Annotated in this window: 24 protein-coding genes and 1 tRNA gene; 16 read left to right on the forward strand and 9 right to left on the reverse strand. The window is 70.2% G+C overall.

What is annotated here, in order from left to right; genetic code table 11:
* The first annotated feature begins 19 nt into the window (after positions 1–19).
* Positions 20–535, forward strand: a complete 516-nt coding sequence (locus tag A4X16_RS10185) for a methylated-DNA--[protein]-cysteine S-methyltransferase (RefSeq protein WP_067120169.1) — start codon at positions 20–22, stop codon at positions 533–535.
* Positions 536–642: 107 nt separating this feature from the next.
* On the opposite strand, the gene A4X16_RS10190 is transcribed toward A4X16_RS10185, so the two are convergent.
* Together A4X16_RS10190 and A4X16_RS10195 are read right to left on the reverse strand one after the other, a co-directional pair.
* Positions 643–2,280, reverse strand: coding sequence for a solute symporter family protein (locus tag A4X16_RS10190; RefSeq protein ID WP_067120171.1), 1,638 nt, complete (start codon positions 2,278–2,280; stop codon positions 643–645).
* Positions 2,277–2,624, reverse strand: coding sequence for a DUF485 domain-containing protein (locus tag A4X16_RS10195; RefSeq protein WP_067120173.1), 348 nt, complete (start codon positions 2,622–2,624; stop codon positions 2,277–2,279). The genes A4X16_RS10190 and A4X16_RS10195 overlap by 4 nt, the downstream gene beginning before the upstream one ends.
* Positions 2,625–2,732: 108 nt before the next feature.
* Between A4X16_RS10195 and A4X16_RS10200 the strand changes: the two genes are divergently transcribed.
* Positions 2,733–3,590, forward strand: a complete 858-nt coding sequence (locus A4X16_RS10200) for a LuxR C-terminal-related transcriptional regulator (RefSeq protein WP_067120175.1) — start codon at positions 2,733–2,735, stop codon at positions 3,588–3,590.
* Positions 3,591–3,654: 64 nt separating this feature from the next.
* A complete protein-coding gene (locus tag A4X16_RS10205; protein ID WP_067120177.1) occupies positions 3,655–4,002 on the forward strand; it encodes a histone-like nucleoid-structuring protein Lsr2 in 348 nt (115 codons plus the stop codon).
* Between the two features lies 1 nt (position 4,003).
* On the opposite strand, the gene A4X16_RS10210 is transcribed toward A4X16_RS10205, so the two are convergent.
* Entirely contained in the window at positions 4,004–4,648 is a 645-nt protein-coding gene (locus A4X16_RS10210; protein ID WP_082914410.1) for a MarR family winged helix-turn-helix transcriptional regulator, read from the reverse strand.
* 76 nt (positions 4,649–4,724) lie between these two features.
* Between A4X16_RS10210 and idi the strand changes: the two genes are divergently transcribed.
* From idi to A4X16_RS10250, 8 genes are read left to right on the forward strand one after another with little or no spacing between them, the layout of a single operon-like run.
* Positions 4,725–5,246: an isopentenyl-diphosphate Delta-isomerase gene (gene idi / locus A4X16_RS10215; RefSeq protein ID WP_082914411.1), complete on the forward strand. Its 522-nt coding sequence runs from the start codon at positions 4,725–4,727 to the stop codon at positions 5,244–5,246.
* A gap of 2 nt (positions 5,247–5,248) precedes the next feature.
* The gene (locus A4X16_RS10220) at positions 5,249–6,328 is read left to right on the forward strand and encodes a polyprenyl synthetase family protein (RefSeq protein ID WP_157560119.1); all 1,080 of its coding nucleotides are present in this window, start codon (positions 5,249–5,251) and stop codon (positions 6,326–6,328) included.
* Positions 6,325–7,227 (forward strand): phytoene/squalene synthase family protein, encoded by a 903-nt coding sequence (locus A4X16_RS10225; protein ID WP_067120181.1) that lies wholly within the window; start codon positions 6,325–6,327, stop codon positions 7,225–7,227. The genes A4X16_RS10220 and A4X16_RS10225 overlap by 4 nt, the downstream gene beginning before the upstream one ends.
* On the forward strand, positions 7,224–8,825 hold the full coding sequence (gene crtI, locus A4X16_RS10230; protein ID WP_067120183.1) for a phytoene desaturase family protein: 1,602 nt from the start codon (positions 7,224–7,226) through the stop codon (positions 8,823–8,825). Before A4X16_RS10225 ends, crtI begins: the two co-directional genes overlap by 4 nt.
* Positions 8,825–9,169, forward strand: a complete 345-nt coding sequence (locus A4X16_RS10235; protein ID WP_067120185.1) for a lycopene cyclase domain-containing protein — start codon at positions 8,825–8,827, stop codon at positions 9,167–9,169. Before crtI ends, A4X16_RS10235 begins: the two co-directional genes overlap by 1 nt.
* Positions 9,166–9,507, forward strand: a complete 342-nt coding sequence (locus tag A4X16_RS10240) for a lycopene cyclase domain-containing protein (RefSeq protein ID WP_067120187.1) — start codon at positions 9,166–9,168, stop codon at positions 9,505–9,507. Before A4X16_RS10235 ends, A4X16_RS10240 begins: the two co-directional genes overlap by 4 nt.
* On the forward strand, positions 9,504–10,388 hold the full coding sequence (locus A4X16_RS10245; protein ID WP_067120189.1) for a prenyltransferase: 885 nt from the start codon (positions 9,504–9,506) through the stop codon (positions 10,386–10,388). The genes A4X16_RS10240 and A4X16_RS10245 overlap by 4 nt, the downstream gene beginning before the upstream one ends.
* A 38-nt stretch (positions 10,389–10,426) precedes the next feature.
* Positions 10,427–12,613, forward strand: a complete 2,187-nt coding sequence (locus tag A4X16_RS10250; RefSeq protein ID WP_067120191.1) for an MMPL family transporter — start codon at positions 10,427–10,429, stop codon at positions 12,611–12,613.
* Between the two features lie 14 nt (positions 12,614–12,627).
* On the opposite strand, the gene A4X16_RS10255 is transcribed toward A4X16_RS10250, so the two are convergent.
* The 4 genes from A4X16_RS10255 to A4X16_RS10270 all read right to left on the reverse strand — a co-directional run bounded on the left by A4X16_RS10255 (position 12,628) and on the right by A4X16_RS10270 (position 15,372).
* Positions 12,628–12,704, reverse strand: a tRNA-Arg gene (locus A4X16_RS10255).
* A gap of 34 nt (positions 12,705–12,738) precedes the next feature.
* Positions 12,739–13,236 carry an HNH endonuclease gene (locus A4X16_RS10260; protein WP_067120217.1) on the reverse strand — a complete coding sequence of 166 codons (498 nt, stop codon included), beginning with the start codon at positions 13,234–13,236 and terminating at the stop codon, positions 12,739–12,741.
* Between the two features lie 347 nt (positions 13,237–13,583).
* Positions 13,584–14,402 carry a M23 family metallopeptidase gene (locus A4X16_RS10265; protein WP_231880330.1) on the reverse strand — a complete coding sequence of 273 codons (819 nt, stop codon included), beginning with the start codon at positions 14,400–14,402 and terminating at the stop codon, positions 13,584–13,586.
* 268 nt (positions 14,403–14,670) lie between these two features.
* The gene (locus A4X16_RS10270) at positions 14,671–15,372 is read right to left on the reverse strand and encodes a metal-dependent transcriptional regulator (protein WP_067120193.1); all 702 of its coding nucleotides are present in this window, start codon (positions 15,370–15,372) and stop codon (positions 14,671–14,673) included.
* Positions 15,373–15,470: 98 nt separating this feature from the next.
* On the opposite strand from A4X16_RS10270, the gene serC reads away from it, so the two are divergent.
* Positions 15,471–16,583: a phosphoserine transaminase gene (serC, locus tag A4X16_RS10275; protein ID WP_067120195.1), complete on the forward strand. Its 1,113-nt coding sequence runs from the start codon at positions 15,471–15,473 to the stop codon at positions 16,581–16,583.
* Between the two features lie 97 nt (positions 16,584–16,680).
* On the opposite strand, the gene A4X16_RS10280 is transcribed toward serC, so the two are convergent.
* The gene (locus A4X16_RS10280) at positions 16,681–17,430 is read right to left on the reverse strand and encodes a DUF3027 domain-containing protein (protein WP_067120196.1); all 750 of its coding nucleotides are present in this window, start codon (positions 17,428–17,430) and stop codon (positions 16,681–16,683) included.
* Positions 17,414–17,794: a cold-shock protein gene (locus A4X16_RS10285; protein WP_067120198.1), complete on the reverse strand. Its 381-nt coding sequence runs from the start codon at positions 17,792–17,794 to the stop codon at positions 17,414–17,416. Before A4X16_RS10285 ends, A4X16_RS10280 begins: the two co-directional genes overlap by 17 nt.
* A 137-nt stretch (positions 17,795–17,931) precedes the next feature.
* Here A4X16_RS10285 and A4X16_RS10290 point away from each other — a divergent pair, with 137 nt between their 5' ends.
* From A4X16_RS10290 to A4X16_RS10305, 4 genes are all read left to right on the forward strand, one after another.
* Positions 17,932–18,207 carry a multidrug ABC transporter ATPase gene (locus A4X16_RS10290; protein ID WP_067120201.1) on the forward strand — a complete coding sequence of 92 codons (276 nt, stop codon included), beginning with the start codon at positions 17,932–17,934 and terminating at the stop codon, positions 18,205–18,207.
* Positions 18,208–18,218: 11 nt separating this feature from the next.
* Positions 18,219–19,931: a helicase-associated domain-containing protein gene (locus A4X16_RS10295; RefSeq protein ID WP_067120203.1), complete on the forward strand. Its 1,713-nt coding sequence runs from the start codon at positions 18,219–18,221 to the stop codon at positions 19,929–19,931.
* Positions 19,932–19,942: 11 nt separating this feature from the next.
* Positions 19,943–21,583: a DNA repair helicase XPB gene (locus tag A4X16_RS10300; protein WP_067120205.1), complete on the forward strand. Its 1,641-nt coding sequence runs from the start codon at positions 19,943–19,945 to the stop codon at positions 21,581–21,583.
* A gap of 99 nt (positions 21,584–21,682) precedes the next feature.
* Positions 21,683–22,369: a response regulator transcription factor gene (locus A4X16_RS10305; protein WP_053097249.1), complete on the forward strand. Its 687-nt coding sequence runs from the start codon at positions 21,683–21,685 to the stop codon at positions 22,367–22,369.
* Positions 22,370–22,397: the final 28 nt, after the last annotated feature.

Here is a 22,397-nt window from a genome sequence, read left to right on the forward strand (position 1 = left end):
GGCCGTCCAGTATGGACGCATGACCTTCCGCTACGACTTCGCTCCCACGCCGTTCGGGGATGCGCTCGCGGTCTTCTCCGATGAGGGCATCGTGCGCTTCGATCTCTCCGAATCCGACGATCCGTCGGTCCCCTGGCTGCTCGAGAGCGTCTCGCGCCAGCTGCACGCCGTCCCCGAGCCCGACCCCGGGGCGGCCGACGGCCTCGCCGCTCTGCTCGAGGACTACTTCGACGGCGAACCGGTGCGCTTCGACGAGCGCCTCACTCTGGACTGGCGGCTCGCGACCGGCTTCTCGCGCACGGCGCTGGCGGCCATCTGCACGATCGAATGGGGGCAGACGCTGAGCTACGGCGAGGTGGCCGTGCTCGCCGGTCATCCGGGCGCCGCTCGCGCCGTGGGCACCGCCTGTCGGCTGACTCCGTTCTCGATCATCGTCCCGGTGCATCGCGTCGTGCGATCGGACGGGACGCCGGGGCACTACGGCTCGCATCCCGAGCGCAAGCGCTTCCTGCTCGATCTCGAGTCCCAGGCCTGAGCTGGAGGCTCCCGCCCGAGACCCCGACGACCGCGGGGACCCCGGCGAGTAGGCCGCCGGGGTCCCCGTGGTTCACTCGCGTCGACGGCGAGCGCGCCCTGTCGCTGTCAGTGGTCCACCGCCTTCTCCGCGCCGAATCCGGTGAGCGAGCGGACCTCCATCTCGGCGGCCAGCTGCGGCGACTCCTTCTGCCGACTGGTGATGGTCCCGAGCCAGCCGAGCAGGAACCCGAGCGGGATCGACACGATGCCCGGGTTGTTCATCGGCCAGAGCACGATGTCGATCCCCGGGATCATCGACGTCGGCGCCCCGGAGAAGACCGGCGACAGCACGATGAGGATGATCGCCGCGGCGAGGCCCCCGTACATGCTCCAGACGGCCCCGCGGGTGTTGAAGCGCCGCCAGAACAGCGAGTACAGGATGGTGGGCAGATTCGCCGACGCCGCGACGGCGAAGGCGAGGGCGACGAGGAAGGCGATGTTCTGCCCCTGAGCGCCGATGCCTCCGACGATCGCGAGGATGCCGATGACCACGACCGTCCGGCGCGCCACGCGCACCTCGCCGTTCGGGTCGGCCGGCACGGGCCGCCCCGCCGCGTCCTTCCGGCCCTTCTGGATGACGTTCGCGTAGATGTCGTGCGCGAACGAGGCGGCGGCCGTGATCGTGAGGCCGGCGACGACCGCAAGGATCGTGGCGAACGCGACGGCCGAGATGAAGCCGAGCAGCACGGGTCCGCCGAGATACAGCGCCAGCAGCGGCGCGGCCGAGTTCGGCCCGCCGGGCGCGGCGGCGATCACGTCGGCGCCCACGAGCGCCCCCGCTCCGTACCCGAGCACGAGGGTGAGGAGGTAGAAGCCGCCGATCAGCCAGATGGCCCAGACCACCGAGCGACGCGCCTCCTTCGCCGTCGGCACCGTATAGAAGCGCATCAGGACGTGCGGGAGTCCGGCCGTGCCGAGGACCAGCGCCATGCCCAGCGACAGGAAGTCCCAGGGGTTCGCGCCGTACTGGAGGCCGGGTCCGAGGATCGCGTCGCCCTTGTCGGAGTTCGCCACCGCCGCCTCGAGCAGCGTGTTGAGGTTGAACCCGTTGATCGCCAGGACCCACACGGTCATCGCGATGGCACCGCCGATGAGGAGGAAGGCCTTCACGATCTGCACCCAGGTCGTGCCCTTCATCCCGCCGATGAGCACGTAGACGATCATGAGCACGCCCACGACGGCGATGACGACCGACTGGCCGACGCGACCGTCGATGCCGAGCAGAAGCGAGACCAGCCCGCCGGCACCCGCCATCTGCGCGAGCAGGTAGAAGAAGCACACCGCGAGCGTCGTGATGGCGGCCGCCATGCGCACCGGGCGCTGCTTCAGACGGAACGAGAGCACGTCGGCCATGGTGAACTTGCCCGTGTTGCGCATGAGCTCGGCCACGAGCAGCAGGGCCACGAGCCAGGCGACGAGGAAGCCGATCGAGTACAGGAACCCGTCGTAGCCGTTGATCGCGATCGCACCGCAGATCCCGAGGAACGAGGCCGCCGACAGGTAGTCGCCGGCGATCGCGAAGCCGTTCTGCGGCCCCGTGAAGGATCGACCGGCGGCGTAGTAGTCGGCAGCCGTCTTGTTGTTCCGGCTGGCCCGGATCACGATGAACAGGGTCACCGCGACGAACGCCGCGAAGATCGAGATGTTGAGGATCGGATTGCTCTCGACCGCGACCGGCTCGACGGCCAGGTGGATGCCGCTCATGCTGTGCCCTGCGCCTTCTCGAGCTCTTCACGGATCTCGGTGGCGATCGGGTCGAGCTTCCGATTCGCGAACGAGACGTAGGTCATGGTGATCGCGAATGTCGTGACGAATTGTCCGAGCCCGAGCAGCAGGCCGATGGTGATATCCCCCCACACCCGCTGCGCCATGAATTCGGTCGCGAAGGCGGCCAGCAGCACATACACGAAGTACCAGATCAGGAAGAATGCGGCGAGCGGGAAGATGAACGAACGCTGCGTCCGTTTCAGCGTGCGGAATCTCTCTGATTCCTCGACGGCGATGTAATCGATCGCACCGGCGGAATCCGGGGTTGAATGGTCGGTCATGGGGCCTCCTTGCCTCATGTTGACGGCTCGCGCGTGCGTATCGCGCGAGTGGTAGGGTCGACGCTACGAAACGGGGAACGGTGCCGTCACCCCCGAAAGTAGGTAGTCGTGAGCGCAGCCCCCGAGTGGGAGTCCGAGAGCGAGCTGGTCACCAGGGCGGTGCGCGAACTCGCCAGGCGGACGCACTTCCCCGTCACCTTCGGCGGGCTGATCGACGAGGGCGTCGTCAGCGTGACGAGCATCGTCGGGAACCGCACCCGCAGCCTCGACGGGCTGCGTGTGCGCCCGGAGCGCGGCCTGGGCGGCCGCGCGATGATGGAGCTGCGCCCGCGGATGACCAACGACTACGGCTCGTCGCGCCAGATCACCCACGACTACGACGTGTTCGTGCTGGGCGAGGGGCTCCGCACGCTGCTCGCACTGCCGATCGTGGTGGGCGGCCGCCCCAGGGGCGTGCTGTACGCCGGGGCGTGGGACCGCACGCCGGTGGACGGCATCACGACCGCGCCCGCGATGCAGGTGGCGCAGTCCGTCGCCGACGAGCTGCGGGTGCGCGATGAGGTGGAGCGCCGGCTCCGGGCCGCGACGCCGCAGGCCGACGCGGTCGCTCCCCACCAGCGGGAGGAGCTCCGCGAGAGCTTCGCCGAGCTGCGCAGCATCGCGGCGCAGGTCGATGACGCCGACCTGCGCGCGCGCATCGCCCAGGTGGAGCATCGCCTCGTGTCGCTCGCAGGAGATGCCGTGGGCGCAGCGACCGGCCCGGTGCCCACGGTGCATCTGTCCCGCCGGGAGACGGATGTGCTGGCGTGCGCGGCCCTCGGAGCCACCAACGCCGAGATCGCCGCTCAGCTCGGGCTGCGGGAGGGCACCGTCAAGGCCTACCTCGGCACCGCGATGTCCAAGCTCGACGCGTCGACCCGACATGCGGCCGTGACGAAAGCGCGTCGGGCCGGGCTCCTTCCCTGACGCATTTCCGTGTGCGAAATGATCCTCGTCGCCATCCGACCATTCACGCGGTAATGTCATCACCATGGCGAGAAGAATTGTGCACCAGCTGGTGGATGACATCGACGGCAGCGTCCTCGAAGTCGGTGAAGGCGAGACCGTGCATTTCTCGCTCAATGGGACGTCTTACGAGATCGACCTGAATTCGGCGCACGCCGAGGAACTCAAGGCCGCGCTCGAGCCGTACATCTCGGCCGGACGCCGGGCCGGATCGTCGGGCGGAGCCGCGCGCTCCGCCGCGTCGCGCAAGCGCCCCGCGCGCAATCCCGAGGTCGCAGCGATCCGGGCCTGGGCGAACGACAACGGCTACACGCTGTCCGAGCGCGGACGCATCCCGGCCCCCGTGGTCGACGCGTACAACGCCGCGCACTGACTCACTCGGAGGTCGCGACTCCGGCCTGGGCCCACGGCTCGTCCCGGAGCGCGATCTCCTCTGCCATGTCCGTGAGGAAGCGGATCACGACCTCGCGCTCGTCCGGCGTCAGGCGTGCCGCGGAGTAGAAGCGCTTGGCCTGCTGCTTCCCCACGGTCTCCATCGCGGCGTGCCGCGTCTCCGGAGTGATCGTGATCGCCAGCGCTCGACGGTCGGTCGGGTGCGGCGCGCGGCGGATGTGCCCGCCCTTCTCCAGGCGGTCGAGCAGCTTCGTCGTGGACGCGGTCGAGATGCCCAGGTGGGTCGCGATGCCCCCCGGAGTCGCCGTCGCGCCGCGATTCGCGCACACGATCAGATAGTGCAGGGCGCGCATGTCTGTCTCGTTGAGCCTCATGTACCGCCGCGATGCGAGCGAGAGCTTCTGCTCGGCGTCGCGCAGACTGCCGAGGGCTCCCATCAGCGCGGCGATCTGCCGCAGATCCTCCGGCTCCACGCCCGTGCGATCGACCAGCGTGCTGCGCGGATCGCTCGCCTCTACGTCGTAGATCGCGGCGTGGGCCAGCCCATCCGGTGAGATCGCGCCGCGCTGCGCGAGCACATCCGACGAGCCGCTCCCCCAGGGGCTGGCGTCAGATCCGTTGTCCATGCCATCATGCTACACACGATTGATTCATGTTATGTTGATTATTAGCTAAGCTAGCGAAATCGAGGAGGTTCCCCCGTTGGATGAGGTCACCCTCCTTTCGGCAGACGGAGACGCGATCGGCGTGGCCGCGAAGGATGCGGTGCACACCACCGACACCGCCCTTCATCTCGCGTTCTCCTGCTACGTGCAGGACGAGCACGGACGGCTCCTCGTCACTCGACGCGCGCTGTCCAAGCGCACCTGGCCGGGCGTGTGGACGAACAGCTTCTGCGGCCATCCGCGCCCCGGTGAGGACATGACGGATGCCGTCCGTCGGCGCGCGCAGGACGAGCTCGGCCTTTCCCTCAGGGACGTCCGGATGGTGCTGCCCGACTACCGCTACCGCGCCGTCGACGCGAGCGGCATCGTCGAGAACGAGATCTGCCCCGTCCATATCGCGGTGGCAGACGGCGACCTGTCCCCCTCCCCCGAGGAGGTCGCGGAGTGGGCGTGGGTCGATCCGCGAGCCTTCGCCGACGCGGTCGCGGCCGCCCCCTTCGCCTACAGCCCCTGGCTCGTCGAACAGCTCGCGCAGCTGCGCGCACTCGAGGCGGTCTGACCGTGACGACGACGATCCTCCACGAGGACATGGGCACCCGCGTCGAGGAGGTGCTGCGTCGACGATTCACGGTGCACACCGAGAGCGCCGAGATGTACGGGGCGGAGTTCGCATCCCTCTGGCGCGCCGCTGCGGAGCACGCGCTGGGCGGCAAGCTCGTGCGCCCCCGTCTGCTCCTCGACATCCATCAGGCGCTCGCGCCGCACGCCGCGAGCGGGACCACCGCCGCGGCCGTCGACGTGGCGACCCACATCGAGCTGCTGCACTACGCGTTCCTGCTCCATGACGACGTGATCGACGGCGACCTCACCCGGCGCCGGCGACCCAACCTCATCGGCGCTCTCGCGGCCGCGAGCCTCGGCACCACCGAAGAGGCCTCCCTCCACTGGGCGCGATCGAGCGCGATCCTCATGGGCGACCTCCTCCTCTCGGCCGCCGTCCTGGGGTTCGCTCGCGCCGACATCCCGCACGAGGCCAGGGTGGGCCTCCTCGACCTCATCGAGCAGGCGATCGTCGAGACCGTGGCGGGCGAGCACACCGACGTCGCGCTCAGCCACGGCATCGTCGCGCCCGACCTGCCCACCGTGCTCGACATGAGCGTCTACAAGACCGCGACCTACTCGTTCTCGCTCCCCCTGCGGGCGGCGGCGCTGCTCGCCGGCGCGCCCGCGACCGCGCAGGCGGCGCTGCACACGGTGGGGCGGCACCTCGGGCTCGCCTATCAGCTGCAGGACGACCTGCTGTGCGTCTTCGGCGATCACCGGACCCACGGCAAAGACGCGTACTCCGACCTCCGCGAGGGCAAGGAGACCGCGATCATCGCCTTCGCGCGCTCCACGAGCGCCTGGACGGACATCGAGCCGGCGTTCGGATCGGCGGACCTGACCCTGCAGGCCGCGACCGAGATCCGCGACCGCCTCCGCGACTGCGGTGCCGAGCGCTTCGTCGCCGGCCTCATCGACGACCAGATCCAGGCGATGCACGCGCTGCTCGGCGACGCCGAGCGCAGCGGCGACATCACTCCGGACGCCGCCCGTTCGATCCTGGCCGCGGCCGCGCGCCTCGAGGGACGACAGGCATGAGCCCGACGAACGAGGCCGCCGACGACAGCCTGGGCCGCTTCAGTCGGGCCGCGGACACGGCGTCCACCGACGTCATCCGCACCTACTCGACGTCCTTCGGTCTGGCCACCAGGCTCCTCGGGCCCCGACACCGCCAGCACGTCCGCAACATCTACGCCATGGTCCGCATCGCGGACGAGATCGTCGACGGCGTCGCCGCCCAGGCCGGGCTCGACACCTCCGCGCAGACGGAGGCGCTCGCGTCGTACGTCGCCGAGACGCACCGTTCGATGCGGACCGGCTACAGCACCGATCTGGTGCTGCACGCCTTCGCCCGCACCGCTCGCGAGTGCGGGATCGGCGAGGACCTCACGCAGCCGTTCTTCGACTCGATGAGCGCGGACATCGCGGATCCGGCGGACTTCGCGGTGTACGACGCGGCCGCCCACGAGCGGTATGTGTACGGCTCTGCCGAGGTCGTCGGCCTCATGTGCCTGCGCGTGTTCCTGCGCGACGCCGTCCGCACCGAGAAGGAGACAGCCGTGCTCACCCATGGCGCGCGCCAGCTGGGCGCCGCGTTCCAGAACGTCAACTTCCTGCGCGACCTCGCCGACGACACCGATCGACTGCAGCGCGGATACCTCGGCGACTCCGGCCGCCTCACCGACGCCGATCGCGACGCGTGGGTGCGGACGGTCGAGGCTCAGCTGGACGACGCGCGCCGGTCGATCCCCCTCCTGCCGAAGGATGCGCGGGCGGCCGTGCGCAGCGCTCTCGCGCTCTTCGCGGCGCTCACTCGCCGCGTCGCCCGCACCCCCGCGTCCGAGCTGTACCGCCGCCGGGTACGGGTCCCCGATCCCGTGAAGGCCCTGCTGGCGGCCCGGGCCGTCGTGGTGACCGCGATGGAGCGCGACCGATGAGCCGGGTCGCGATCATCGGCGCAGGGGTGGCGGGCCTCGCCGTCGCCGGCCTGCTCGCGCGCGAGGGCCACGAGGTCACCGTGTACGAGAAGAACACGCGCGTCGGCGGGCGCGCCGGGACGATCGAGCGCGACGGCTTCCGCTTCGACTCCGGCCCCTCCTGGTACCTCATGCCGGAGGTGTTCGACCATTTCTTCGAGATGATGGGGACCTCCACCGCGGAGCAGCTGGACCTCACCCTCCTCGACCCGGGATATCGGGTCTTCCGCGCCCCGGGATCGGACGGACGCCCCGCGCCCTCGGTCACGGTCCCGAGCGGACGCACCGAGGTGGCCCGGCTCTTCGAGGAGCGCGAACCCGGTTCGTCGACAGCGCTCGACGCCTATCTGGACTCCGCGCACCACGCCAGGACGATGGCCGAGAGGTACTATCTCTACAACCCCTTCACGCGCATCCGCTCACTCACCGCCCCCGAGGTGCTGCGTGCACTCCCGCGGCTGTTCTCGCTGCTCGGCACCCGCCTGCAGAGCTTCGCCGCGCGGCGCTTCCGCGACCCGGTGCTCCGTCAGATCCTGGGGTACCCCGCGGTCTTCCTCGGCACCGATCCGCGCAACGCTCCCGCGATGTACCACCTGATGAGCGCGCTCGACCTCGACGAGGGCGTCAGCTATCCGCAGGGCGGCTTCTGGCGTGTGGTGGAGCGGATCGCCGAGCTCGCGCAGAACGCGGGGGCGACGATCGTGACCGACGCGGACGTCACCGGCATCCTGACCGCGAGCGACGGCAGCCGTGCGCGCGCCACGGGGATCTCCTGGCGCGATGGCGAGGGCGCGCCGCACCGCGCTGACGCCGACATCGTCGTCTCGGCCGCGGACCTGCATCACACCGAGACCACGCTGTTGCCTCCCGCGCTGCGCACCTACCCCGAGACATGGTGGAGCCGGCGCACGAGCGGACCCGGCGCCGTGCTCGTCCTGCTCGGCGTGCGCGGCCCCCTCCCCGAGCTGCCGCATCACTCGCTCTTCTTCACAGAGGACTGGGACGCGAACTTCGACGCCATCTTCGGCGATCGGCCCTCGATCCCGTCCCCCGCCTCGACGTACGTGTGCCGGCCGAGCGCATCCGATCCGACCGTCGCCCCGGAGGGGCACGAGAACCTCTTCGTGCTCGTCCCGGTGCCCGCCGACACCGGCATCGGCGCAGGGGGACCCGACGGCGCGGGATCGGAGCAGGTCGAGCGCACCGCCGACGCGGCGATCGACATGATCGAGGCCTGGGCCGGCATCGACGACCTCAGGGAGCGCATCGTGGTGCGCCACACCATCGGACCGGCCGACTTCCGCGACGACTACAACTCGTGGCGCGGCGGGATGCTGGGACCGGCCCACACGCTGTCGCAGAGCGCGATGTTCCGGGCGCAGAACGAGTCGAGGCGCGTGTCGGGGCTGTACTACGCCGGGGCCACGACGGCGCCGGGCGTCGGCGTGCCGATGTGCCTGATCAGCGCCGAGATCGTGCTGAAGCGCATCCGGGGAGACCACTCGAGCGGTCCGCTCGACGCGACCGCCGCCGCTCCGTCGCCGAGCAGGGCGCAGTGATGGGATTCCTGTACCTCGCCGTGCTCCTCGCGACGCTGGGCTGCATGCTGCTGCTCGACCGGCGCTTCCGCCTGTTCTTCTGGCGCGACGCCGTGTCGGCATCCGTGGTGACCGCCGCAGGGCTCGCGTTCTTCCTGCTGTGGGATGTCGCGGGCATCGCCGGCGGGATCTTCTTCCGCGGCGAGGCCGCGATCGCGACCGGTATCGTGCTCGCTCCCGAGCTGCCCCTCGAGGAGCCGGTGTTCCTGCTGTTCCTCGTGGTCTGCACCATGGTGGTCTACACCGGTTCCGTGCGGATCCTGGCGCGCATGCGCCACGGGCGCCGGACCGAGGAGGCGTCGTGACCTACATCGAGCTCGCCGCGTGGTTCGTCGGCGCGGCCGCGGTCATCGCGATCCTCCTGTCGCTGCTCTCCCGCGGTCACCGCCCGCACGCCGGAGCGATCGCCCTCACCGCCGCGGTGCTGTTCCTCCTCACCGCGGTCTTCGACACCGTGATGATCGCGACCGGGCTCTTCCATTACTCGGCCGGGCATCTCCTCGGCATCCACGTGGGCCTCGCGCCTCTCGAGGACTTCGCCTACCCGCTCGCCGGCGCCGTGCTGCTGCCCGCCCTCTGGGCGTTCGTCCACGGTCGGCGCCGACGCGGACTCCGCACCTCCGGCGAGGAGGGCGAGGGATGAGCGCCACCAGGCCCCGCCTGCGCCGGGATCTGGCGCAGATCGTCCTGTCCTCGCGACCGATCAGCTGGATCAACACCGCGTTCCCGTTCGCGGCGGCCTACCTGCTGAGCACGCGGGAGGTCGACCTCACCCTCGTGCTGGGGACGCTGTACTTCCTGGTCCCCTACAACCTCGCGATGTACGGCATCAACGACGTGTTCGACTACGCGTCGGATCTCGCGAACCCGCGCAAGGGCGGCATCGAGGGCGCCCTCCTCCCGCCCCGCATCCACCGCGCGACGCTGTGGGCCGCGGCCCTCACGAACATCCCGTTCCTCGTGTACCTCGTGGCGGTCGGCGGCCCGGCCTCCTGGATCTGGCTCGCGGTCAGCGTGTTCGCCGTCATCGCGTACTCGGCGCCCCGGCTCCGCTTCAAGGAGCGCCCGTTCCTGGACTCCACGACGTCGAGCCTGCACTTCATGACGCCCGCGATCGTCGGCCTCGCTCTCGCGGACCAGCCCGTGACGGCGACCGGCGTGATCGTGCTCGTCGCGTTCTTCCTGTGGGGCATGGCCGCCCACGCCTTCGGCGCGGTGCAGGACATCGGCCCCGACCGCGAAGGCGGCATCGGATCGATCGCCACCGTCATCGGGGCGCGTGCGACCGTGCGCCTCGCGATCGCCCTCTGGACCCTGGCGGGGGTGGCGATGCTGTTCACCTCCTGGCCCGCTCCCCTGGGCGCCGCACTCGCTCTGCCGTACATCGTCAACGCCGCGCCCTGGTGGAACGTCACCGACGCCACGTCCGGCGAGACCAATCGCGCCTGGCGCCGCTTCATCGCGCTCAATTACTTCGCCGGGTTCCTCGCGACGATGATCCTCATCCTCGCGTGGGTCTCCTGACCCCCCCTCCTCACCGTCCCTTCCCCGAGAGGCATCCGATGTCCCGCCCTGACCACGCACCGATCCCGTCGACCCGCGAGCGCACGCGTCGACACTCCTGGGTGCGCGTGTTCGTCCCGGTCGCTCTCATCCTGGTCTGGCTGATCGGCGCCGGCCTCGGCGGGCCCCTGTTCGGCAAGGTCGACGAGGTGTCGTCGAACGATCAGACCAGCTACCTCCCCGAATCGGCCGACGCGACGCAGGTGCAGGAGCTCCTCGGCGAGTTCACCGAGAGCGACGCGATCCCCGCGATCGCCGTCTTCGTCGGCGACAGCGAGCTCACGGATGCGGAGCTGGAGACCATCGCGGATGCCGTCGCCGACGCGCCGTCGATCGAGGGCGTGAGTGCGGACGTCTCCCCCGCGCTGACCTCCGACGACGGGAGGGCGGTCCAGGCCTTCATCCCGATCGACGGCGACGCGGAGCTCGCCGATGCCGTCGCGGCTCTGGGGGACGAGCTGCGCTCCGCGGCGCCGGACGGCGTCGCCGTGTACATCACCGGCCCCGCGGGCTTCAGCGCCGACCTGGTCGCCGGTTTCGCCGGGATCGACGGGCTGCTGCTCGGCGTCGCGCTGCTGGCGGTCCTCGTCATCCTCGTGCTCGTCTACCGCTCGTTCCTGCTCCCGGTCGTCGTGCTGTCGACGAGCCTGTTCGCGCTGTGCGTCGCCCTGCTCGTCGTCTGGTGGCTGGCGAAGTTCGAGGTGCTGCTCCTCAGCGGGCAGACGCAGGGGATCCTGTTCATCCTCGTGATCGGCGCGGCGACGGACTACGCGCTCCTCTTCGTGGCCCGTTTCCGCGAGGAGCTGCGCGTGTCGCAGGACAAGGGCGCTGCGGTCCTCGCCGCATGGAAGGGATCGTTCGAGCCGATCGTCGCGTCCGGCGGCACGGTGATCGCGGGCCTGCTGTGCCTGCTGCTCAGCGACCTGAAGTCCAACAGCACGCTCGGGCCGGTCGCCGCGATCGGCATCGTCTTCGCGATGCTCGCCGCCCTCACGCTCCTGCCCGCCCTGCTGCTGCTGTTCGGCCGGGCGGTGTTCTGGCCGCGCCGCCCGAAGTTCGAGCCCGAGGTCGTCGCCGAGGAGCACGGCATGCGGACGACCGGCCTCTGGGCCCGCCTCGCCGGGCTCATCACGAAGCGTCCCCGCGCGATCTGGGTCGTCACCACGCTGGTGCTCCTCACCGGCGCCGCCGGGGTGCTGCAGCTCAACGCCGTCGGCGTGCCGCAGTCCGATCTCGTGCTCGGAGCCTCAGAGGCACGGGACGGCCAGGTGGCGTTGGGCGAGCACTTCCCGGGCGGCTCGGGCAGTCCGGTGTCGGTGGTCGTCGCGGAGGACAGGCTGCAGGAGGCGGCGGACGTCCTCCTGGCGAACGACGGCGTCGACGGCGTCACCGTCACCTCGGCGGACTCGCCGAGCGGATCGGCAACCGTGACCGCTGACGGCATCACCCCGGTGGGCCCTCCCGGGACGCCCGCCCCCGAGCCGACGGTCGTGGACGGCGAGGTCCTGCTGCAGGGCACGCTGACGGATGCCGCGGACTCCGACGCCGCGGCGGCGACGGTGCGCGACCTTCGCGTCGAACTGCAGGGGACGGACGCCCTCGTCGGCGGCGTGACGGCGACCGCCGTCGACACGAACGACGCCTCCATCCACGACCGCACCCTGATCATCCCGGTGGTCCTCGTCGTCATCATGGTGATCCTCATGATGCTGCTGCGGTCGATCCTCGCCCCGGTGCTGCTGATCCTCACGACGGTGCTGTCGTTCGGAACCGCGATGGGCGTCTCCGCGCTCGTCTTCAATGGCGTGTTCGACTTCCCCGGGGCCGATCCGGCCGTCCCGCTCTACGGTTTCGTCTTCCTCGTCGCGCTCGGCATCGACTACAACATCTTCCTGATGACGCGCGTGCGCGAGGAGTCGCTGCAGCACGGAACCCGCGAGGGCGTGCTGCGCGGACTCTCGATCACGGGCGGGGTGATCACCTCAGCCGGACTGGTGCTCGCCGCGACCTTCGCCGCGCTGTCGGTGATCCCGATCCTGTTCCTCGTGCAGCTCGCGTTCATCGTCGCCTTCGGCGTGCTGCTGGACACGTTCGTCGTGCGGTCGCTGCTCGTGCCGGCGCTCGCCTACGACCTCGGCAAGGTCATCTGGTGGCCGTCGAAGCTGTGGCGTCGCGGCCGGGACTGATCGCATCCGCTGAGTGGTGCCCTCGACTGGATTCGAACCAGCGACCTGCCCTTTAGGAGAGGGCTGCTCTATCCTGCTGAGCTACGAGGGCGAGGAGTCCAGTCTAGAGGACGCCTCCCCCTCGCTCAGGCAGCCAGCGCGAGGTACGGCTCCCACCGCGGGTCGCTGCGTTCGCTCCCCCGCACCGTCCAGGACGATCCGCGCGGCGGGCGCGGGGTGAAGCGCAGCTCCCAGCGCATCTCCTGCGGCGTGCGGTCGCTCTTGACGTTGTTGCACCGCAGGCAGCACGCCACCAGGTTCTCCCAGGAGTCCGCTCCGCCGCGCGAGCGCGGCAGCACGTGGTCGATGGTCGAGGCGGCCTTGCCGCAGTAGCCGCAGCGATGGTCGTCGCGTCGCAGCACGCCGCGTCGCGTCACCGGCACGCGTCTGCTGACGGGGATGCGCACGTAGCGCGACAGGATGATGACCGCGGGCCGGTCGTACACGCCGTGACTCCCCCAGACGGGATCATCCTCCACGCGCTCGATCACGGTCGCCTTGTCGTTCATGACAAGGACCAGGGCTCTTTTGAACGACACGATCGCCAAGGGCTCGTATCCCGCATTCAGTACCAGTGTGCGCATCGTCATCCTCTCGATCCGCCGGGACGGCTTCCCGGCACTCTCGACTCACACGGAGCCGCACGGGGCGGAAGCGATCGCAGGGACGAAAAAGGCGCTGTCTACAGACAGCGCCTCATGCGCACGGCAGCACCGTGGCGTCCCTGCGGCCGATGCAGAAGGACGTGACGACCGAGGGCATCCATGGTTCGGATGCTCGGTATTCGCTCCATCTGCTTCTCCCGCCTGTGCGACAACGGGTTCAGGCTAACCCATCGGGGAGACACGGGGGTCAAACTCGGGGTGAACGCCGGAGGGCGTGTCCGCGACGTACGGCTCGCGGCGCGCGCGAGGGGACGGCCGGAGCGACGTCAGCCGGCGTTGGCGGCGAGCCAGGCGAGGGGCTCCACGAGCCCGCCACCGACCCGCACCTCGAAGTGGAGGTGGTTGGCGGTGGAGCGACCGGTGCTGCCGACGAGTCCGATCAGCTGTCCTGCGGCAACGGTCTCGCCGGCCTGGACCTGGCGCGTCCCGGAGGTCATGTGGCCGTAGGTGGTCTGCACGCGCTGACCGCCCACGACGCTGTCGATCATGACCGCCACGCCGTATCCGCCGATGCTCTCGGCCGATGCGCGGACAACGCCCCCAGCGGCGGCGTAGATCGGCGTGAGCGCCGGGGCCAGCATGTCGGCCCCCTGGTGAGCGCCGCCGACGGTGCGGCTCACGGTGTACGACCCCTGCGGGAGCGGATAGCGGACCTCGCCCGACCCTGGTGACACGAGCGCGTACTTGCCGATGTCGATCGATCCGCCCGCCGACGCGGCGGCGGCGGATGCCTTCGCGGCGGCCCTGGCGGCCGCGGCCTCCTCGGCCTTCTTCTTCTCGATCTCTTCGGGGGTCGTCGCAGTGAAGGTGCCGCGGCTGAGCGACGCCGACGTGGCATCGGAGGCGACGACGAGAGACTGCGCATCGACGGCAGCCATCTGCTGGACGGTCGCCGCGGACTCCGCCGGCTTCGACGACGCGTACGCCGGAAGCGCCACCGCGGCGACGAGGGCACCGACCGCCCCGAAGATGGCGACCGACCGCAGCGGCTTGACGGCCTTGCGGGCGGCGATCCCGGTACGGGCCGTGCGGGCGACTGCTCGATCGTCAGAGGTCTTCGCGGGCGACTCGATGTCTGTGACCAAAACGTAATCCTCCTGCGCCTGCACGCTCGGGTAGCGCTGGCTCGTCGGCACTCTGCTCTCGTGGCACGAATGTAGCTTCGGGTACTTTGTGCGTTTCCTACCGGGAGGACGACGAGCCTGGAAGGCGAATCCTCTCGGGTACCGCCTGCGGGCTTTCGCGGGCGACCTGTCCGAGGTTACCGGAAGATAACGATCGTGTCACCCTGCGAACCTGGCAATCGTCGGAGAGGCGGAATCTCACGGCGGACGCCGGAGAATCCGCCGGCGATCAGGCCGGTTCTCCGACCAGGAAGATGTGCGACGCCAGCTCGACGGGGAGCTCGAGACCTTCGTCCTTGCCCTCCATCCGGATCAGGACGTAGCCCTCGTTGAAGCGGTAGTCGCCCTTCGCGCCGGGAACGACGCCCGCGTCGCGGAGCTGCTCGAGCAGTTCGGGGTCGACCTGCGCCGGCTCGGCGAGACGCCGTACGGTGCCCTCGATCGGGGCGCCCGCCGCGTTCAGCTTCTGCACGAGTCCGATGACGCCCTCGTCGAAGGTGCGGGCCGGCGCGTCACCCAGCTGGTCGAGGCCGGGGATCGGGTTGCCGTAGGGCGACTCCGTCGGGTGGCCGAGCAGCTCGACGAGACGACGCTCGACCTGCTCGCTCATGACGTGCTCCCAGCGGCAGGCCTCTTCGTGCACGAACGCCCAGTCGAGGCCGATGACATCGGACAGCAGGCGCTCGGCGAGACGGTGCTTGCGCATCACGTCCACGGCCTTGCGCCGACCCGCGTCGGTGAGCTCCAGCGTGCGGGTCTCGGACACCACGACGAGGCCGTCGCGCTCCATGCGCCCGACCGTCTGCGACACCGTCGGACCGGAGTGACCGAGCCGCTCGGAGATGCGAGCGCGCAGGGGGACGATGTTCTCCTCCTCGAGTTCGAGGATGGTGCGGAGGTACATCTCCGTGGTGTCGATCAAGTCCGTCATGGGGCCCTCCGAGTCTCGTTAGGCAAGCCTACATTCCCCTGCGGACATCGGGCGTCACGCGGTGAATCGCGGGCATCCGCACGGCCTACAATCGACCCATGGCGATCGAGATTCCCCGAGACCTCCTGCCCGCTGACGGCCGCTTCGGATGCGGCCCCTCGAAGGTGCGCCCCGCGCAGCTCGAGGCGCTGATCGCCGCGGGCCCCGCCCTGCTCGGCACCTCGCACCGCCAGGCCCCGGTGAAGAATCTCGTCGGCAGTGTCCGCGAGCAGCTGGCCGCGCTCCTCCGCCTTCCGGAGGGCTACGAGATCATCGTCGGCAACGGCGGGTCCACGGCGTTCTGGGATGCGGCGGCGTTCGGCCTGATCGAACGACGCAGTCAGAACCTCGTGTTCGGCGAGTTCGGCGGCAAGTTCGCCGCCGCGGCGGCCGCTCCCTGGCTCGAGGCCCCCGACGTCCGCAAGGCGGAGCCCGGTTCGCGGATCTCGGCGGAGGCCGTCGAGGGCGTCGACGTCTACGCATGGCCGCACAACGAGACCTCGACCGGCGTCGCGGCTCCCGTCGAGCGGGTCGCCGCCGAGGGCGCGCTGACCGTGATCGACGCGACCAGCGCCGCCGGCGGCATCGACCTCGACATCGCGCAGTCGGACGTCTACTACTTCGCTCCGCAGAAGAACCTCGGCTCGGACGGCGGCCTGTGGTTCGCCGCGGTGTCGCCGGCCGCGATCGACCGCATCGAGAGGATCGCGGCGTCGGATCGGTACATCCCCGAGTTCCTCAGCCTGAAGAACGCGGTCGACAACTCGCGCCTCAACCAGACGCTGAACACCCCCGCGCTCACGACGCTGCACCTGCTCGACAGTCAGCTGAGCTGGATCCTGACGAACGGCGGACTGGCGTGGGCCGGTGCCCGCACCGCCGAGTCCTCGGGCGTGCTGTACGACTGGGCCGCGGCCTCCGCCGTCGCCACCCCCTTCGTGACCGACGAGGCGCACCGTTCGCCGGTCGTCGTCACGATCGACTTCGACGACACGGTCGACGCCGCCGCGGTGGCCAAGACCCTTCGCGCGAACGGCATCGTCGACACCGAGCCCTACCGCAAGCTCGGTCGCAACCAGCTGCGCGTCGCGACGTTCGTCTCCATCGAGCCCGACGACGTCCGCCAGCTCACGCGGGCGATCGACCACGTGCTGGCCCACCAGGGCGACTGACCCGCTCCGGCATCCGCCGACGACGAAGGGGCCGCGTGCGCACGCGGCCCCTTCGTCGTCTCAGCCTGCGGAGAGGATGCGGCGCATCCCGTCCGCGTCATTCCTCGTCGTCGTCCGAGTCCTCGTCGTCGTTCGAGTCCTCGTCGTCATCCGAGTCCTCGTCGTCCGAGTCCTCGTCATCGGAGTCGGCGTCCTCGTCATCGGAGTCGGCGTCCTCGTCGCCATCGGTGTCGGAGTCGTCGTCGTCGGGCTCCGCCGCGTCGTCGTCACCCGCCGAGTCGTCGAGCTCGTCGATGTCGACGCCGTCCAGATCACCGGCGTGCAGCACACGCGGCTCGGCAGCGAGCTCGTCCTCGTCGAGGTCCTCGTCGTCGAGCTCGTCGTCCTCGAGCTCGTCGTCGTCGTCATCGTCGTCGAGCTCGTCGTCCTCGAGCTCGTCGTCGTCGGCGTCCTCGTCGTCGTCGAGCTCGTCGGCATCGTCCGCGTCCCCGTCGTCGGCGGCAACCGCGGCCTGCTCGGCGAGCTCCGCCTGATGGGCCCTGTACTCCGCCAGACGCTCCGCCCACGGCACCCACTCGGGGGCCAGCAGAGCGCCCTCGCCGGGAAGCAGTTCGACCTCGAGCACCGTCGGTTCCTCGTCGTCCACGCGCGCGACCGTGACCGTCCAGTACCAGCCCGGATAGCCCGACAGGCGGTTCTCGAAGCGGAGCGACACGGAGCCGTCCTCCTCGGGGAGGTAGCCCGCGGCGGGACCGATCGTGCTCGCTGGAGTGATCTCGCGCAGTGCGGCGAGCGCGAGATCGTGGGCGTCGACGAGACGCTGGTCGATATCAGGCTTCGAGGTCATCGGCGACCTTGCGGAGGACGGCGGCGATCTTGCGACCGTGGCCGGAGGCGGGGTAGCGGCCGCGACGGAGATCTCCGCCGATGCCGTCGAGGAGCTTGACGAGATCCTCGACGATGACGGCCATGTCGTCGGCGGGCTTGCGCTTCGCCTTGGCGAGGCTGGGCGGCGCCTCCAGCACCCGCACGGAGAGCGCCTGCAGACCGCGCTTGCCGTCGGCGACGCCGAACTCCACGCGCGCACCCGCCTTCACAGCCGTGCCCGCGGGCATGGCGGAAGCGTGCAGGAAGACGTCCTGGCCGTCATCGGTGGCGATGAAGCCGAAACCCTTGTCTTCGTCGTAGAACCTGACCTTGCCGGTGGGCATGGGAGAAACCTCGCTGAATCGATGTGGAGCCGGACGGCGGGCATTCGCCGCCGCCTCCAGCCTACCGGTCGGGGGGCGGAGAATCCGTAGGTCGCGCCGCGGAACCGAGGGCAGCGCCAGCGACTAGGCTGAGACGGATGAGCACGAAGAGTCCCGACCCGGATGTCCCCGTGCGCCGGGTCGACAGCATCCTGGCGTTCGGCGCCCTCGGCATCGCCGCGGCGTCCGTCCTCTGCTTCCTGGCGATCATCATCGGGACCGCGGTCGGCATGCGGCAGGAGGACTTCGGCGGCGGGGTGTGGCCCGTGGTCGCCGCGGTGCCGTACTGGGGTCTTCCGGTGGCATTCGTGATGATCATCGTGCTGCTGGTGATGACCTTCATCCGCAAGAGTCGCGCGGCGTCGCGCTCCTGAGGCCATCCGGCATGAGCACGCACGCCCGTCCTCTGGCCGAATGGCTGGCCGCGGCGAGCGATGCGGATCTGGCGGACCTCTTCGCCGCACGGCGCGTGCGGCCCGACGCCGGCTGGCAGGACTTCTTCGACGCGGCGGAGGGACTGCTCGATCAGGGCTCGCTCGCGCGAATCCTCCCCACGCTGTCGTCCGCCGAGGCGACCGCGCTGCACCGCGCCGTCGAGGCCGACGCGGCGGTGCCCGCATCCCCCGAGCGCACGGCCCTCGAGAGGATCGCCCTGCTGCGACCGGACGGCATCCCGCACCCGCCGGTGGCCACAGCGGTGTCGGATCGCGAGCCGCCGGAGCACGCGGAGGCGACCTCTCCGACCGCGTCGACCGAGACGCAGGAGGCGCATGCCGCCGAGCGCGCGTTCACCACGGTCTCGGCTCTCGCGGACCTGCTCCTGCTGGCGCGCGACAAGCCCTTCGCTCTTCTGACCGGCGGCGGCGTCAGCGCGTCCGAGAAGCGCCTGCTGGGCGAGGCGGGAGTCGCGTCGGACTCCATCGACGATTTCATCGCGATCGCCGCGAGCGCCGGTCTGGTGCACGCGGACGAGCGTCGCCTGCGCATCACGGCTCGCGCCGAGGACTGGCTGCGGTCGTCCGTCGCCGCGCGCTGGTCGGAACTGGTCACCGGGTTCCGTGCGTCCCTGCCGCGCGGGATCCGCCAGGGCGACGGCGGCTGGATCGCTCCGTCGGCCTGGGCGCACGCGCATCCGTGGGATCCGGCCGGAGCCGAGCGCGCCGAGGCGCTCCGCCGTCGAGCACGCCTGCTCGGGCTCCTCGCCGACGAGGGCACCGAGCCGACGTGGACCGGACCGCTCCGCCGCGGCGAGGGCGTAGACCCCGAGCCGCTGACCCGGTTGCTCCCCACGGAGGTCGACCGCATCTTCCTGCAGAACGACCTCAGCGCGATCTCCCCTGGCCCCCTGGCCCCGGCGCTCGACGTGCGTCTGCGCACCATCGCGTCTCGCGAGTCCGCGGCGCAGGCGTCGACCTACCGGTTCTCCCCCGAGTCCGTCGCCCGCGCGCTCGTCGCGGGCGAGACCGAGGAGTCGATGGTCGACTTCCTCGAGACGCTGTCGCTCACCGGCATCCCGCAGCCGTTGCGCTACCTCGTCGCGCAGACCGCGCAACGGCACGGCCTGGTGCAGGTGTCGACGGATCCCGAGACCGGTCGCACGCGCATCGAGAGCAGCGACCCCCATCTCATCGACGCGATGTCCGTCGATCAGACGCTGCGCCCTCTCGCACTCAGCAAGCACGTCGCGTCCCTCACGACGCGCGTCGGCAGGGAGACGGTCTACTGGGCCCTCGCCGACGCCCGGTACCCGGCGACACTCGTCGACGAGGACGGTTCGGTGATCACCGGGGAGCGCACGCCGGTGGCCGAGACCGGCGTGCCCGAGGCCGTCGACCACGGTCCGCTCATCGCGGCCCTCCGCGCCCACCAGGGTCCCGACGCCGACGCCGCGTGGCTGGACCGCGAACTCGACGCCGCGGTGCGGGCGAGAGCACTGCTGCGGGTCACGGTGGGGATGCCGGACGGATCCACGAGGGACCTCGTGCTCGAGGCCACGGGGCTGAGCGGTGGGCGGCTCCGCGGACGCGATCGCACGGCGGACGTCGAACGCACCCTGCCGGTGTCGAGCATCCGCGCCGCGTCCGTGATCGCGCAGTAAGCTGGACAGCTATGTCTGATGGCCCCCTGATCGTCCAGAGCGACCGCACCGTGCTGCTCGAGGTCGCCCACGCGGATGCCGAGAGCGCCCGCCACGAGCTCGCCATCTTCGCCGAGCTCGAGCGCGCCCCCGAGCACATCCACACCTACCGGATCACCCGCCTCGGGCTGTGGAACGCGCGCGCTGCGGGCCACACCGCCGAGGACATGCTCGAGACGCTCGACCGCTGGTCGCGGTTCCCCGTGCCGCCGTCGGTGGCCGTGGATCTGCGCGAGACGGTGAACCGCTACGGACGCCTCGTGATCGAGCGCGACGACGAGGGCACGCTGATCCTGCGGTCCAGCGACCCCGCGGTGCTGGCGCAGGTGGCCGCCAACAAGCGCATCCAGCCGCTGCTGATCGGGCATCCGTCGCCGGAGACGTTCGTCGTCGACGCCTGGGCGCGCGGGCAGATCAAGCAGGAGCTGCTGAAGATCGGCTGGCCGGCCGAGGACCTCGCCGGCTACACACCGGGAACCCCCCACGAGATCGAGCTCGCCGAGGACGGATGGCAGATCCGTCCGTACCAGCAGGATGCCGTCGACGCGTTCTCGAAGGACGGCTCGGGCGTCGTGGTGCTCCCCTGTGGCGCCGGGAAGACGATCGTGGGCGCGGGCGCGATGGCCGCCACCAAGACGACCACCCTCATCCTCGTCACCAACACGGTGTCGGCGCGCCAGTGGCGCGACGAGCTGCTCAAGCGCACGAGCCTCACTCCCGAGGAGATCGGCGAGTACTCCGGCCAGGCCAAGGAGGTCAAGCCGGTCACGATCGCGACCTACCAGATCCTCACCGCGAAGCGGAAGGGCGCATACGCCCACCTCGCGCTGCTCGACGCGCTGGACTGGGGGCTCATCGTCTACGACGAGGTCCACCTGCTGCCCGCCCCCGTGTTCAAGCTGACCGCCGACCTGCAGGCGCGGCGACGCATCGGCCTCACCGCGACACTGGTGCGCGAGGACGGCCGCGAGGGCGACGTGTTCAGCCTGATCGGACCCAAGCGCTTCGACGCGCCATGGAAGCAGATCGAGGCGCAGGGCTTCATCTCTCCCGCCGTCTGCTACGAGGTGCGCGTCGACCTGCCGCCGAGCGATCGGCTCGAGTACGCGGCCGCCACCGACGACGAGCGCTACCGCCTCGCCGCCTCGGCCCCCGCGAAGATCGAGGCCGTGCGCGAGCTCATCGCCAAGCACGACGGGGAGCGGATCCTCGTGATCGGCCAGTACCTCGACCAGCTCGACTCGCTGTCGGAGTCGCTGAACGCCCCGCAGATCACCGGCGCCACGCCGATCGACGAACGCGAGCAGCTCTACCAGGCTTTCCGCGACGGCGAGATCCCGGTGCTCGTGGTCTCGAAGGTCGCCAACTTCTCGATCGACCTGCCCGAGGCGTCCGTCGCGATCCAGGTGTCCGGCTCGTTCGGCTCGCGACAGGAGGAGGCCCAGCGTCTCGGTCGCCTGCTGCGCCCCAAGAAGTCCGGGCACACCGCCAGCTTCTACACGCTCGTCGCACGCGACACGATCGATCAGGACTACGCCCAGAACCGCCAGCGGTTCCTCGCGGAGCAGGGGTACAGCTACACGATCATGGATGCGGACGCGATCGCTGCCTGACCCCGCGTCGCCCGGAGGCGGCGGCACGTCGTCGTCGTCGTACCCGCCGCTCCGAGGGATCACCAGCAATCCCATCGTCGGAGTCACCATAATGGGGTCATGACTGATGCGCGCATCCTGGTCGTCGACGACGAGCCGAACATCCGCGACCTGCTCTCCACGGGTCTGAGCTTCGCCGGGTTCCAGGTGAAGACGGTCGCCAACGGCGCCGCCACCATCTCGGCCGTGCTGGAGGAGGAGCCCGACCTCATCATCCTCGACGTCATGCTGCCCGACATGAACGGGTTCAGCGTGACCAAGCGCCTGCGCGGAGCCGGCTTCACCGCCCCGATCCTCTTCCTCACCGCGAAGGACGGCACCGACGACAAGATCGAGGGCCTCAACGCCGGCGGCGACGACTACGTCACGAAGCCGTTCAGCCTCGACGAGATCGTCGCCCGCGCGCAGGCCATCCTGCGACGCACGATGCAGGCCGACGAGGAGTCGATCATCCGCGCCGGCGAGCTGTCGATGGACCAGGACACGCACGACGTGCAGGTCGGCAAGGAGTCCATCGAGCTCTCCCCCACCGAGTTCAAGCTGCTGCGGTACCTGATGCTCAACCCCAACCGGGTGCTGTCGAAGGCGCAGATCCTCGACCACGTGTGGGAGTACGACTTCAACGGCGACGCCGGCATCGTGGAGAGCTACATCTCGTACCTCCGGCGCAAGATCGACCCGCACACCGAGGAGTCGGTCATCCAGACCAAGCGCGGCTTCGGCTACATGCTGAAGGTCGGCAAGTGACCTCGGCAGCGCTCACCCGCTGACGCCC

Origin of the sequence: Microbacterium sp. H83 (genome assembly GCF_001650405.1) — a bacterium.
GTDB lineage: Bacteria > Actinomycetota > Actinomycetes > Actinomycetales > Microbacteriaceae > Microbacterium.